The following is a 13,797-nucleotide window of genomic DNA, read 5'->3' on the forward strand; positions in this document are numbered from 1 at the left end:
AAAAAGCGCCTCAGTCGAAGCGCTTTAAGTTTTATCCGGATTTACATATTAATTAAACTTTGTCCAACCTTTATGCCAACCAGCATTTGGACCAGAGGGAGCAATTCCCCCGAGGAAGTCGACCTTAGTAATAAATGGTCTTGCAGTTAATATCGGATCATCAAAATAATTATTGGAAGCTGCAGGTATTACAACTGCGGAGTTTCCAAAAGGTATCCAATCTGGCGAGTTATAGTCAAATGGCCTTGTATAAATATCCTGAACGCCATTCTGAGTAAGAATTTTATTTTTCGCGTTGCCTTTAAACCAGGTTGTAAGCGCTGCCAGGGAATAGGTGGATGTTCCTGCCTCCGTATAATCTAAAGGAGTTTTGCAGCTTGCTAAAATAATTCCACTTAGCTGCAGTGTACCTGCGGCGATGTTTAAATCGGTATGTTTTCCCTTGGTTGCATCAATTAAAATGCCCACAGGCCAACCAACAAATGCAGAGTTAAAAATCGAAATTGAAGAATTTCTTCTGATCTGTACGGCCGGACCAAGATAATTGGCATTGCCCACATTGTTAGGCGTTGCTAAAGGACCAAAAGAAGATATATTACAGAAAACTGCTTTCGTTTGTGGAGTAAGGTCGCTTCCATCTCCGTCGTTATCACTTTCGAAGCTCTCTGATTTAGATACATCGGCAATTGTTGAATCCCTTACAATGAGCCCAAACTGTACACTGCCGCTATATCCGTTATCGGAATCAAAATCATCGTCCTGGGTTTTATACGCAATCAAATATTTACAATTTACCGTACCGCCAAACCATTCAAAGGCATCGTCCTTTGCATATGAAACCTGTATGTGATCAATGGTTGTTCCGCTACCCACGGCAGCCATGGTAAGGCTGTTTATTTCCTGGTTGGGCAAATATGCATTACCGGCATATTCAATTCTTACATATTGCAATACCCCCGAGTTGTCATCATCTACTGCTTTTGGAGCCACGGCATCGCCCCATCCGGCCAAACCATCACCTGCCGCATTGTTAAATCCTCCTTCAGGAATATACAGTGCGGGCGCACCTCCGTTTTTAGCATTAATGGATGCCTTGCCAAGCAATACAATCCCTCCCCAGTCGCCCGATTGAGGCGTTGGAGAAGAGGATGTAAATACAATCGGCGCCTCCTGTGTACCGGCAGCCATAATTTTTGCGCCTCTCTTAATAATTAATGTTGATGCTTCAGAGCTTGCATAGTCTCCTTTCACGGTTGCGCCCTTCTCAACTGTTAATGTAACCCCCGCATCTACATAAACAAATCCGGAAATGATGTTCTTATCTTTTGCATACAATGTTGTATCTTTTGTAACGTGCCCTTTAAGCGTTACCGACTTCCCAACAGGGTTGGTGCCTCCATCGTTTCCTCCGGGAACTTCAATAATAATGGGCTCGCCATCCATTTCAATTTTACGGCAGCCGATGGTGCAGATCGTCATCAGGGCAACTACATAAAAAATGTACTTTTTCATATTTTTACTTTTTGTTTGTCCTTAGGGAATTGCTGAAAATGACGATCTCCGTTCATTTCGTAATTCCGGATTTGAAATTTATTACAGTGAGTAGTTAAATGTTAAACTAAATGTTGTTCCAAACTTCCTGGTAAACCGATAGCGGTCAATATCCTTTTGAAAGTTGGTATTGTCGTCTTTATTTTGATAAAAGCGTTGCGTCTGATTTAAAATATCGGAAATATTGAGTCGCAATTCGCCCCTGGTTCGCAGTACTTTTTTTGTAAGCTGAAAGTCCAATACAGGCCTGGGCGCCTCCCATACATCAGCAGAACCATCTCCGCCGGCAGCGGGTATATCTCCTACAAGATAAATACGCTTGCCTATTTGGTTATACAACATCGTTGCATTGAGTCCGGCCTTTTCAAGATCATACATCAACGCAAAATTCAACAGGTAGGGCGATTGTCCCTGCAGAGGTCTGTTGATATCTCTTTTTTTATCTGTTACTTCACTTTTAATATACGCCGCATTTGCCTGTATTGTAAAATTTCTTAAGACATCAAGCACATCCAGCCGTTTACGAAACTCAATTTCTGCGCCATAGGCTGTTGCCTTATCGGGGTTTTGAAATTCAAAAATGGCGCCTCCCTGCTGAAGATTTTGCTCAATGGGTTTATCGAAGTATTTATAAAATGTACCCAGCGTCAGCATTTCTCCTGAACGTGGATAAATCTCATACCGCAGATCTGCGTTTGACACTTTTGTTCGAACCAGGTTGGGGTTTCCCATTATTGCAGAGTTAAGTTCAAAATCATACAAGGTTAAGGCTGCAAGTTCCCTTTGCTCCGGACGGATCACTGTTTGAGAACCTGTAAGCCGCAGGTTTGTCTTGTTGTTCAATTTTAACGTTGCATTTAGCCCAGGCAAAAAATCTGTTTGGTTGGTATGCTTATGCCGGTCTGTATCCCATTTTTTTACAGTACCCAGCAATTGATCAAAATTTTCTATTCGCAGGCCCCATACCAAACGAACTTTTGAGGAAACCTGGTTATCAAATTGCAGGAATCCTGCGTTTAAAATAGTATTGGATAGATATCTGAAATTTTTATTATTGATCGAGTTAAAAGCAAACAGCGTACTGCCTGCTGATCCATCTCCAAAATTTTCCGGCGCAAATATTTTATCGATAGGCTGCTGGCGTAATGCGGCATTATCTCTTGGCAGATAGTTGGCAAAAAGTTGCGCATCAAACAAACGATCCTTTACCTGCAGCATGTAGCCGGTTTTTACTGTTTGTTTTTGCCCGTTGATATCAAAATTATATGATAAATCGCCACCTGCTGTGTATATATAGTCATTTAAACTTTGAAAGACCCTGCTGCCACTTTCCTGCGCCAGGGAGTTACCGATAAGAAACTGGTAAGGATTTTGGGTACCGGTAGCCCGGGTATACTGATATCTCCGTTGATCCGGGCTATAACCATCCAGGATATTAAAAGCGCCATACCATTTCAATTTTAATGGTGTTAGTATACTGTGTTCTCCGCTTAACTGGGTTGTAAAAAATGTATTTTCCTTAAATGTTAACTCTCCTCCATATACATCATCGCTGGTAGCATTATTTATTCCGCTTCGCTGTATTGCGGCATTATTGGTATTTACATTAATGATAGACTTTAATGCGACTTTGTTTTGTGCATTCAGCTGCAATGAAACACTTGCCAGCGCTCCCACCGTAACCTCCTGCACATAGCGGTTGTCATGATAGCTGAAATTCTGGCTGAATTCATTTTGCACCAGCGTTTGCCCCTGGTTAAGAATATCAATAAACCGGTTGGATTTGTTATAATTCAGACCAATAATTCCTCCTATTTTTTTACCAAAAAGCGACCCGGTAAACCCGCCGTTTGTTTGAAATGAGATATTGGGCGATACATTGTGTGGTGTTGCAGCCCAGTCATTGTTCATTTCCTTTCCAATGGCTGTCTTTTGCGCCGGCGTCAGCATATTAAAGGCCGACTTGGTGGTATAGCTTTTTGGCAACCCTCTTGTGCCGTCCTCAATACCCAACCAGTCCAGTTTTCCGCCTTTTGCCTTATAAAAATCTTTGCCAATCGTTTGAGCGTTGAAACCGGTACCAATCTGAATATTGAAGAAATTTTTTGCCGGGATATCTTTTGTATTTACCTGGATCAGCCCCCCGGCCCATTCACCCGGATACTCAGGTACAAATGCTTTATTAATAATAATATTATCTATCATCTGCGATGGAATAATATCAAACGAAAAGGTTTTTCGATCCGGCTCTGTGCTGGTTAACAAAATACCGTTCAGCATTGCCTGGTTATACCTGTCGGCCAGACCCCTTACCACCAAAAATTTTCCGTCAATCAGGCTCGCTCCCGGGGTCCTTTTCAACACTTCTCCGGTATTTTTATCTGGCGACCTTTTTATAGATTCGGCTGAGATTACAGACGCTACCGTATTGGTGTTTTTCTGAAATTGTATTACAGAGGCTGCGGTTTCCATTTTTGCGGTTGTTCTTTTAGCGGTTACCACCACTCCTGCCAGTTCCGCAGTTTTATTATCAAGCGTCACTTCCAGATCATTAAAGGCCCCGTTAACCGCTTCTATATCGCTAATTGTTTTGGTCTGATAGTTAATGGCGGTTATTTCGATCTCATATTTTTTACCGGCCGTCAGACTTAAGCTGAACCGGCCTTCCACGTTGGTGGTTGTACCTTTAGCGCCACCTGTTAGTTTTATAGTGGCTCCTACCACCGGCTCATTTTGTGTGTTGGTGACCTTCCCCGACAATGTTTGGGCATTTATAAACCCGGTTATTGTAAAACTCAGCAGCAAAACAAAAAGCAGCCTTAATTGCATATTCAAAATTTGATGCAAAAGTCATACTGCCGTATTACTGCATTGTTACCCGCATGTTACCAAATCATCACCTCAACATTACCTTAATGTTAATCCGCGGCGGGAAGATGCATTTTTTGTTGAAAAACACACCTGCTGATGATTAAACCCGCTGTTTTTGTACGCTAAAAATTAAATGAAACCGCAATTCCTATATTAAGGAATTATTAATTCCTGTAATTTTATGGTGATACTTCAGCGAACGGGATAATTTTGCCACCAATTTTAAAAACATACCATGGGACTTAACTCATTTCTCAAAATCTTTACCCCCAGCAATACCGTTTTCTTTGAATTGTTTGAAAAAATAGCAGCCAATGTGACTTCTATGGGGAAACTTTTAAAGCAGATGGTCAATGAAACCGATATCAATAAGCGGAATTCCCTTTCTCAGTCCATTATTGATATGGAACATGGTAACGATGAGCTGACCCACAGCGTTTTTACAGAACTGGGGCGGAATTTTATCACCCCCTTTGACCGGGAAGATATTCACTACCTGGCCACATCGCTGGATGATATTGCCGATTATATCTATGCCACTGCCAAAAAGATCACCACTTACCGGGTAAACCCGAATGAAACGGGGATACAGAAGATGGCGGAACTGATCGTACAGGCGGCTGAACAGGTACAGGCGGCCGTAATGGAGCTGCGGGATATGAAAAAAGTACGCAATATTACCGAAGCCCTTGTAAAAATAAACAGCATCGAAAACCAGGCTGATGATGTTTTTGACTTAAGCATCGAATATTTATTTGATACAGAGGCAGACGCAAAAGAAGTAATCAAGAAAAGAGAAGTATACCAGGCGATGGAGGTTGTTACGGACAAATGTGAAGATGTGGGAAACGTAATTGAATCCATTATTATTAAATATGCATAAGACCGGTTCGTAAATCATCGTTGATGGTTTATTGTATGCGTATACCAACCGGTTTTTTATTGGCTTATTATCAAATCAGCACATTAATTTATGTTTACTTATCTTGTTGTTATCATAGCCCTGGCGTTGATCTTTGATTATATTAACGGGTTTCATGATGCAGCCAACTCCATCGCTACCGTTGTATCCACAAAAGTATTAACCCCTTTTCAGGCGGTGATCTGGGCAGCCCTGTTCAATTTCGTAGCTTATTTTATTTTTAAGGATCACGGGGTGGCCAATACCATTGCCAAAACCGTGAAGGAGCATTTTATTGACCTTAATGTGATCTTTGCCGGGCTTATGGCTGCCATTATCTGGAACCTGTTTACCTGGTGGCGGGGTATTCCTTCTTCTTCTTCACATACCCTCATCGGTGGTTTTGCCGGAGCCGGCATCTCCCATGCCATCGGAATGGGCGAAAGCAACCCGTTTACCGCTGTAAACTCCGGTGTGATCCTGACCATTGCGGCATTTATATTCCTGGCGCCCATTATCGGTATGATCATGGCCTTTCTTTTTTCGATCTGGTTTATGAATTCGTTTAAAAAGGGCTGGCGGATAAAACTTTTTTCCTTCCTGGTGATTGCTGCAGTATTTGTGTTTTTAAGTTTTGTACTGGAAACCGATCCGGAAAAACTGAAATCACATTATGAATCTTATTTTTTGAAGGTGGTCTTTTACTCGCACAACTTTAAATTTATCTTATTAGGACTGATCCTGATCATTATGGCCATTTTCTCCCTGTTCCTGAGCGGCCTGAATGCACACCGCGCCAATATCTGGTTTAAGCGGCTGCAACTGGTTTCCTCGGCCATCTTCAGTGTTGGACATGGCGGAAATGATGCGCAGAAAGTAATGGGTATTATTATGGTGGCCCTGGTGGCCTATGATCCCAATAGCTATAACCTTAACCATATGGTGGTTTGGGTACCGCTGGCCTGCTATACCGCCATTGCCCTGGGCACCATGAGCGGGGGATGGAAAATTGTAAAAACCATGGGAACCAAGATCACCAAGGTAACCCCTTTTGAAGGAGTGGCTGCGGAAACGGCTGGTGCGCTGACCCTGTTTGCTACAGAGGCCATGAAAATACCGGTAAGTACCACACATACCATTACCGGATCCATTATGGGAGTAGGGGCCACCAAACGCCTGTCTGCCGTACGCTGGGGGGTAACCATTAACCTTATCTGGGCCTGGATCCTGACGATTCCTGTGAGCGCTGTGCTTGCGAGCATCGTTTATTTTATTATGAAACTGGTAGTGCCGGGTATCCAATAGGAAGTCCATATTATACCTGTCAATACAGAAAAAGTATCCGCACCCGGATACTTTTTTTTATCCGGTATCAGCAGTCAGCCATTCGCCTTCAGCGATCCGCTGCGAGCATCTGGAACCTAACAAAAAAAACCGCACCTTTGTAGCTCAATAAAATTTATATGAGTAAGATTTTAGTGACGGGAGGTTGTGGCTATATCGGGTCGCATACCATTGTTGATTTAATTGAAAACGGGTATGAGGTCATTTCAGTAGATAATAACAGCCGTTCCCAGCCCTTTGTACTGGAAAATGTTGGAAAAATCACCGGCCAAACGGTAAAGAATTACAAAGTGGATCTTTGCAATTTTGATGATACCCATGCCATTTTTGAAGAAAACCCGGATATTACCGGCATCATTCATTTTGCGGCTTATAAAGCGGTGGGCGAATCGGTAGAAATGCCCCTGGTTTATTATGAAAACAACCTGAACTCCCTGATCAATATATTAAAATGTGCGCGGGATTTTGATACGCCTTATTTCGTTTTCTCTTCTTCCTGTACCGTTTACGGCAACCCCGATGCGATACCGGTAGTGGAAACAACGCCTACCAAACCGGCAGAATCGCCTTACGGTGCAACCAAGCAAATGGGCGAACAGATCCTGACCGATTTTGCAAAGGTTTTTGATACCAATGTGATCGCGCTGCGGTATTTTAACCCGGTAGGGGCGCACCCGTCTATCCAGATCGGCGAATTGCCCATCGGCCGTCCGCAAAACCTGGTTCCGGCCATTACGCAGACCGCCATTGGCAAACTGCCCAAAATGACGGTTTATGGTGCGGATTATGATACCCGCGATGGTTCCTGTTTGCGCGATTTTATTCACGTAAGCGATATTGCCCACGCACATACCCTGGCCATCAAATACCTGGAATCCGTAAAAAATAAGAGCAATTATGAGATCTTTAACCTGGGCACCGGGAATGGCGTTACCGTGCTGGAAGCCATTCAATCTTTTGAAAAGGTAAGCGGTACCAAATTGAATTATGAAATCGGGCCCCGCCGGCCGGGTGATGTAATCGCCATTTATGCCAATAACGACCATGCGGTAAAAAGCCTGGGCTGGGATATTAAATATGGCCTGGATGATATGATGCGTACCGCCTGGGAATGGGAGCAGAAGCTGGCCAAAGAACCGCAGTAATAACAGCTATCAGTGGTCAGCGATCAGTTATCAGTTATCAGATGATTTCGATTGAGCTAAGCAGATCCATATTCAATGCGGATCTTATATAGATTTATTGCTCCGAATAGAAGCAGCAACGGCTGAAAACTGGCGATTACCCCCGAACGGGAGAGGCACTACTGAAAACTAATAACTGAAGGCTGAAAGCTTATCTCTCGGTTATCAGTGGTCAGCGATCAGCATTTAGCTTTTAGCATTCAGATTTGAGACGCTGATGGCTAAATGCTGATCGCTTATATATTATGCCGGCTTTAGGAAGCCTTCCTTTATCACTGCCCCAATTCCCGGAGCATCCGGAATTTCAATCCGGCCGTTTTCTTTATACACCATGCCACCTTCAACCGGGTCTTCGCTAAACATCAGCGCGGTATCAAAATCAAAATACACAATATTTTTACTGCAAAGCGCCAGGTGCGCAAAGGCCGTCATGGCCAGCCGCGACTCCAGGAAGGCACCGATCTGTATTTCCATACCGGCGGCTTCTGCCAGCCGGATCATCTCCAGGGCATTATAAATACCGCCGCTTTTTCCCAGTTTGATATTGATGCGATCGCAGGCGCCCATCTTAATTAGCCGTTGTACATCATGCTGATCGCAGCAGCTTTCATCTGCCATCATAAGTATGGGACTTTGCGCTTTGATCTCCGGCAGCTCCATAAACGCCCAGCGGGGAATGGGCTCTTCGCAATGCTGGATATTAAAGGGTTCCAGTGCTTGCAGGGTTTCGATGGCCTCTTCTTTGTTCCAGCCCTGGTTGGCATCCACCCGCAGCGGGATTTCATTGCCCACTGCTCTCCGTATGGCCCGGATCCGTTCTACATCCTGTGCGCCGCCCTTACCGATCTTTACCTTAATGACCGGAAACCCCTGTTCTTTTATTTTTAAGGCATCCGCCGCCATTTTTTCCGGATCTCCTACGCTTACGGTATAATCGGTGGTAATATCTTTGTCCTTTTTTCCTCCCAGGAATTGATAAAGCGGTAGCCCGGCATGTTTTGCAGCAATATCATATAAGGCCATATCAAAAGCACTCTTGATGCTTTTGTTGCCATAAATGATCCGGTCCATATCTGCGATGCGGTCGCCGATAGCCAGGGGATCTTTACCCAGCAGGGCTTTTTCAAAATACCGGCCCACCACCAAACCGGTATCCGCCGACTCGCCATTGATGCTCATAAACGGGCTGCACTCTCCCCAGCCGGTAATTCCGGCATTGGTTTCTATTTTTACAATAACACTTTCCGCATTGTACAGCGGCCCCAGGGAAATGATAAAGGGTTCCTTTAAGGGAATAAACAGTTTGTAGCGGTCGATCTTTGTAATGGTTAATGATTGCATGTGCTAAAAATACAAAAAGCGACGCTTATGCGCCGCTTTTCAATATATTGATAACGTTCAAAAAAATTATCGGTTTACCGCACCAACTTTAATTCCTTAATAATATTGGTAGCACCGCCCAGTTTATCGATACACCACAATACATAGCGGATATCCACATTAATGGTCCGGTTCAGGTCTTTGTCAAACGCCAGCTTGTGGCTGAGCGCCTCGTAGTTGCCGTCAAAGGCCAGGCCCAGCAGCTCTCCGTTGCCATTGATCACCGGGGACCCGGAATTACCACCGGTAATATCATTGGAGGTAATAAAGCCTACTACCAGGTCCTTACGAACCGGATCGGCATACTGGCCAAAATCCTTCTTCTTCAATAATTCGATCTGTTTTGCCGGCAGGTCATATTCATAATCGCCGGGTTTGTATTTTTCCAGTATTCCCTTTGATGTGGTTACAAAATCATAAAATACGGCATCCCGGGGTTTATACGCTTTCACCTGTCCGTAGCTTACCCGCATGGTAAAAGTGGCATCCGGGTACATCATCTTTGCTTTTGCGGGATTCATCGCCATTACACCTTTTAGATACAACCGGCCATAATCAGCATTTTTTGCCGTAAATTCCAGGTATTTCGGACTTACCGTTCGCTGGTAATTGCTGATGAATGCAGCTGCCTGGGCAAATGCCGGATCGTTGTCCAATGTTTTCAGATCCGGGCTCCCTGTAAAGGCCTTCCATTTTGCATCATCAAACAGGAAGGTGTTGGCAAATACATCGGCCGCATATTTTTTATAGGTGCCGGCATCTGCAAGATTCCCGTATTTTGCCTGGAGATCTTCGTAAAATACTTCCGGTTGCTGACTCTTATCTACCTGCTCATAAAACATTTGGGTAACCGCTGCCAGTATATGCTGATCGGATGGCTTGTCCTCATCCTTTATAAACGTTTCCCGGGCAGCTGCGGCACCGGCAACCGCCTTCGAAAGGTCTTCCTGTGATGCACCGGTTACCAGCGCATTTCTCAATGCGATCAGCGATCCGGCAAAGCTAATCAGCGGGGAGCCCAGCACACCTTCATTCAGATATACCCTTGCCTTTGCATACGGCCTCCAGTCTTCATAGGCCTTTGCCCAGTCTGCAAAAATATGCTGATATTCCAGCTTTCCTTTAGCCCAGGCATTGAATTGGTCTTCCGCGGTTTTCTTTTGTCCGTAAACATCATATTTCAACAGCTGCTTGGTTTCCCCGTCGAAAAACTTCCAGTAGTTGGCAATACCGGCATAGCTGGAAGCCAGTTTTAATTTTATGGCGGGATCTTTCTTCATCTGCTCAAACATATATTTCAGGCGCACATCCCTTAACGCTACGAGGGTAGGGTTATTAATATCCGTAGCCAGTTTGATCCCGTAAGAAGACTCATAGCGATTGGTTCCTCCGGGATAACCCCAGATCATGGCAAAATCGCCCTCTTTTACACCTTTTAAAGAAACGGGCAGGAACCATTTGGGTTTTAGAGGCACATTGGCCGGATCATATGCAGCCGGTTTGTTTTGTTTGTTGGCATACACACGAAACACAGAAAAGTCGCCGGTATGGCGCGGCCATTCCCAGTTATCTGTGTCTCCGCCAAATTTACCAACAGCTTCCGGGGGCGTTCCTACCAGCCGGATATCGCTGTAGCGTTCATATACAAACGCCAGGTACTGGTTGCCTTTAAACAGGGGACTAACCCGGGTTTCGATACTGGCTGCCGCATCACTCATGCGTTTATTAATCGCCGCCAGTACTTCCGTTTGTTTATCGGCCCGCTCTTTCCCGCTCAATGTACCCAGCGCATCTGTTACCTCTTTGGTCACATCTTCAATGCGCAATAAAAACTGCACGCTTAATTTGGTTTTTATTTCTTCTCCTTTATTACGCGCATAAAAACCATCGCGCAGGTAGTTATGGTCTACCGTGCTGGCGCTGGCAATGGCATCATATCCGCAGTGGTGATTGGTAAAAATCAATCCTTCCGCACTTACAATTTCACCGGTACAGCCTCCGCCAAATATGATAATGGCATCTTTCAGCGAATTTTTATTAACACTGTACAATTGTTCTTTACTCAGCTTCAGGCCCTTCTTCACCATGTCGTTGTACACCTGCTGGCCCAGCAGCTGCGGCAGCCACATTCCTTCATCGGCATAGGAACGAAACACTGCGGTGACAAAAACCAACAGTAACAGAAAACTTTTTTTCATTCGATCATTATTTTTTTTTAATAAGAAAATCAGACGTTATGGTCTGTAAACAAGCGCCCAAACATACAACAAATGTTTGCAAGTTTTAAGCACCCGCTCCCAGGCCGCAGGATATTAAATAGTGATGGTTAGACAGTTATCAAGAAAAGACAGGAATCGTTAGTTGAAATGCTATAAAAAGAAAGTATATTTATATAACGTAAACCAAAGCCGTATGAAAAATTTTTTGCTGAAATGTGGTCTCCTTGCCGGCGTCTGCAGCGTTCTTTTTATTTCCTGTAAAAAAAACGAGGTCCCTGCTCCGCAACCCCCGCAGCCTCCTGTTTCTATTTTTGCGCCGCCCAATCTTGGCTTTTATGTGGTTGGCTATTTTCCCAGCTACCGTACGGTTGCAGAATATCCCGACCGCTTTTTTAAAATGTGTAATGTGATCAACTATGCGTTTTTCAGTGTTAATGCAACGGGTACCGTTGATATCGCCAACCCGCAAAAGTTTGATTCGGTCTATGTAAAGGCAAAAGCCAATGGGGCAAAGGTATTTATCAGTATTAACAATGCCGCCAACTTCACAACTATGGCCGCCACCGCCGGCGGCAGAAATACCTTTATAAAAGATGTAATGGCCAAGGTACGCAGCCTGAAAGCGGATGGGGTAGATATTGACTGGGAATATCCGAAAACCACCGATGGTACCGACCTTACCTTTACCCTTCTTATGAAAGAATTGTCTGATTCGCTGCATGCAAATGGCCGATATTACCTTACGGCGGCCATAACACCCGGGCGTTATGCCGGTTCTATCCGGGATGCTATTAAAACCGAGGTTTTTGAGGCCGTAGATTTTTTCAATATCATGATCTATGATGATTTTAGTACCACCGTTCCTTATAAACAGCATTCGGATATAGCACTTTATAACTATTGTATGAACTACTGGCTTAATACAAGAGGGATGCCCAAAGAGAAAGTGGTAGCAGGTATTCCCGGCTACGGGCGAAATTCCGGTGCAGCACAAATAAGTACTTCCTATAAAACCATTCTTAATTCCGGTGTAAGCGCCGGTCCGGCCCCCTTAAATATTTCAGATTCAGCCATTCTTACAAAAGCAGACGGTTCCACCTTTACCAGTTATTATAATGGTCAGCTGACCGTAAAGAAAAAGGCAGCCGATGCCAAGTTGCGGGCAAATGGCATTATGTTCTGGGAAATAGGACACGATGCAACAGACGACCGGTCGCTTATTAAGGCGGCCTGCGATACCATTGGGAGGGCGTACTGATGCGCAATGCTGTTTAATAACGCGGGGCATAGGAACGCAACATCCCGGGCTGCCGGGCTATTTTTCGTATACCGCCGCATTTACCACGGTAGGCAACCGTTCGCCCTTTAACCCCGCAATGGCATTTTTTGCCGCCATTACAGCCATGGCATTGCGGGTTTCAACCGTGGCGGAGCCAATATGCGGCAGCACACATACATTGGGCATTTTGAGCAGGGGGTTGCCGGGGTTCATGGGTTCGGGATTGGTTACATCCAGGCCCGCACCCCAGATCGTTTGGTTATCCAGTGCCTCTTTCAGGTCGCTTTCGTTATGTAATCCCCCTCTTGCCGTGTTTATAAAAATAGACCCGGGATTCATTTTTGCAAAGGCTTCTTTATTAAAAAGCCCCTTTGTTTCCGGCGAAAAATTGGCGTGCACGGAAAGCACATCACTTTGCGCCAGTAGTTCGTCAAAAGAAACATACCGGGCTTCCAGCTCTTTTTCGGCTTCGGGGTTGGGGTTCCGGTTGTGGTAGATCACCTGCATATCAAATGCGGCACGGCACTTCTTTGCCATCTCATAACCGATCTTCCCCAGCCCGAATATCCCCAGTGTTTTGCCGTACAGTTCAATACCTAAATCGGCCACTGGTTCAAATTCCTGCCATTTTCCATCCAAAATCTTATGATAATTGTAAAAGGCCTTGCGGGATACCGCCAGCATCAGCAAAAAGGCCGTATCTGCTGTGGCCCTGCTCAGCACACCAGGTGTATTGCCCACCGGGATCCCTAAACGGGTAGCTGCGGCCATATCCACATTATCATAGCCAACGGAAAACAGGGACAATACTTTTAAATGGCTGCAGGCTTCCAGGAAGGCCGCATCTGCTTTTACAAAACCGGCGCTCAGCAGCGCATCATATTGTTTTACCTGGGCGATCAGCTCTTCCTGCGGCAATGTTTTTCCGGCAATGGTATACGTAATGCCAGCTTCCTGTAAAAGATCCAGGCCGGCTTGTGGAATCTGTTTGGTAATGAATATATTCATAGTGAGACGTTGTTTAGTGAGACGCGAACAGTTTCGTGAATGCCGATAGCAAATCCGGAA

At 44.8% G+C, this 13,797-nt stretch carries 9 protein-coding genes; 4 read left to right on the forward strand and 5 right to left on the reverse strand.

Annotated features, from left to right (window positions below):
• Positions 1–48: 48 nt before the first annotated feature.
• Positions 49–1,512, reverse strand: coding sequence for a hypothetical protein (locus tag Q1V85_RS17550; protein WP_300601853.1), 1,464 nt, complete (start codon positions 1,510–1,512; stop codon positions 49–51).
• An 81-nt stretch (positions 1,513–1,593) separates the two neighbouring features.
• Entirely contained in the window at positions 1,594–4,380 is a 2,787-nt protein-coding gene (locus Q1V85_RS17555) for a carboxypeptidase regulatory-like domain-containing protein (protein WP_300601855.1), read from the reverse strand.
• Positions 4,381–4,657: 277 nt separating this feature from the next.
• Here Q1V85_RS17555 and Q1V85_RS17560 point away from each other — a divergent pair, with 277 nt between their 5' ends.
• From Q1V85_RS17560 to galE, 3 genes are all read left to right on the forward strand, one after another.
• Positions 4,658–5,305: a DUF47 family protein gene (locus tag Q1V85_RS17560; RefSeq protein ID WP_090392017.1), complete on the forward strand. Its 648-nt coding sequence runs from the start codon at positions 4,658–4,660 to the stop codon at positions 5,303–5,305.
• 90 nt (positions 5,306–5,395) lie between these two features.
• Entirely contained in the window at positions 5,396–6,628 is a 1,233-nt protein-coding gene (locus tag Q1V85_RS17565; RefSeq protein ID WP_300601856.1) for an inorganic phosphate transporter, read from the forward strand.
• Positions 6,629–6,786: 158 nt separating this feature from the next.
• Entirely contained in the window at positions 6,787–7,812 is a 1,026-nt protein-coding gene (galE, locus tag Q1V85_RS17570; RefSeq protein WP_300601857.1) for a UDP-glucose 4-epimerase GalE, read from the forward strand.
• Between the two features lie 282 nt (positions 7,813–8,094).
• Here the strand turns inward: galE and Q1V85_RS17575 are convergent, their stop codons facing one another.
• Positions 8,095–9,192: a mandelate racemase/muconate lactonizing enzyme family protein gene (locus Q1V85_RS17575; protein ID WP_300601858.1), complete on the reverse strand. Its 1,098-nt coding sequence runs from the start codon at positions 9,190–9,192 to the stop codon at positions 8,095–8,097.
• 74 nt (positions 9,193–9,266) lie between these two features.
• Positions 9,267–11,429: a S46 family peptidase gene (locus Q1V85_RS17580; protein WP_300601859.1), complete on the reverse strand. Its 2,163-nt coding sequence runs from the start codon at positions 11,427–11,429 to the stop codon at positions 9,267–9,269.
• Between the two features lie 214 nt (positions 11,430–11,643).
• Between Q1V85_RS17580 and Q1V85_RS17585 the strand changes: the two genes are divergently transcribed.
• A complete protein-coding gene (locus Q1V85_RS17585; protein ID WP_300601860.1) occupies positions 11,644–12,708 on the forward strand; it encodes a glycoside hydrolase family 18 protein in 1,065 nt (354 codons plus the stop codon).
• 57 nt (positions 12,709–12,765) lie between these two features.
• Here the strand turns inward: Q1V85_RS17585 and Q1V85_RS17590 are convergent, their stop codons facing one another.
• A complete protein-coding gene (locus Q1V85_RS17590; RefSeq protein ID WP_300601861.1) occupies positions 12,766–13,737 on the reverse strand; it encodes a D-glycerate dehydrogenase in 972 nt (323 codons plus the stop codon).
• Positions 13,738–13,797: the final 60 nt, after the last annotated feature.

Origin of the sequence: Niabella sp. (genome assembly GCF_030150205.1) — a bacterium.
Lineage (GTDB): Bacteria > Bacteroidota > Bacteroidia > Chitinophagales > Chitinophagaceae > Niabella.

Excerpts from the sequence above, each read along its gene's own strand:
- Q1V85_RS17590 (WP_300601861.1), bottom strand. The coding sequence starts at position 13,737 with ATGAATATATTCATTACCAAACAGATTCCACAAGCCGGCCTGGATCTT.
- Q1V85_RS17555 (WP_300601855.1), bottom strand. The coding sequence starts at position 4,380 with ATGCAATTAAGGCTGCTTTTTGTTTTGCTGCTGAGTTTTACAATAACC.
- Q1V85_RS17575 (WP_300601858.1), bottom strand. The coding sequence starts at position 9,192 with ATGCAATCATTAACCATTACAAAGATCGACCGCTACAAACTGTTTATT.
- Q1V85_RS17550 (WP_300601853.1), bottom strand. The coding sequence starts at position 1,512 with ATGAAAAAGTACATTTTTTATGTAGTTGCCCTGATGACGATCTGCACC.
- Q1V85_RS17560 (WP_090392017.1), top strand. The coding sequence starts at position 4,658 with ATGGGACTTAACTCATTTCTCAAAATCTTTACCCCCAGCAATACCGTT.
- Q1V85_RS17585 (WP_300601860.1), top strand. The coding sequence starts at position 11,644 with ATGAAAAATTTTTTGCTGAAATGTGGTCTCCTTGCCGGCGTCTGCAGC.
- Q1V85_RS17580 (WP_300601859.1), bottom strand. The coding sequence starts at position 11,429 with ATGAAAAAAAGTTTTCTGTTACTGTTGGTTTTTGTCACCGCAGTGTTT.
- galE (WP_300601857.1), top strand. The coding sequence starts at position 6,787 with ATGAGTAAGATTTTAGTGACGGGAGGTTGTGGCTATATCGGGTCGCAT.
- Q1V85_RS17565 (WP_300601856.1), top strand. The coding sequence starts at position 5,396 with ATGTTTACTTATCTTGTTGTTATCATAGCCCTGGCGTTGATCTTTGAT.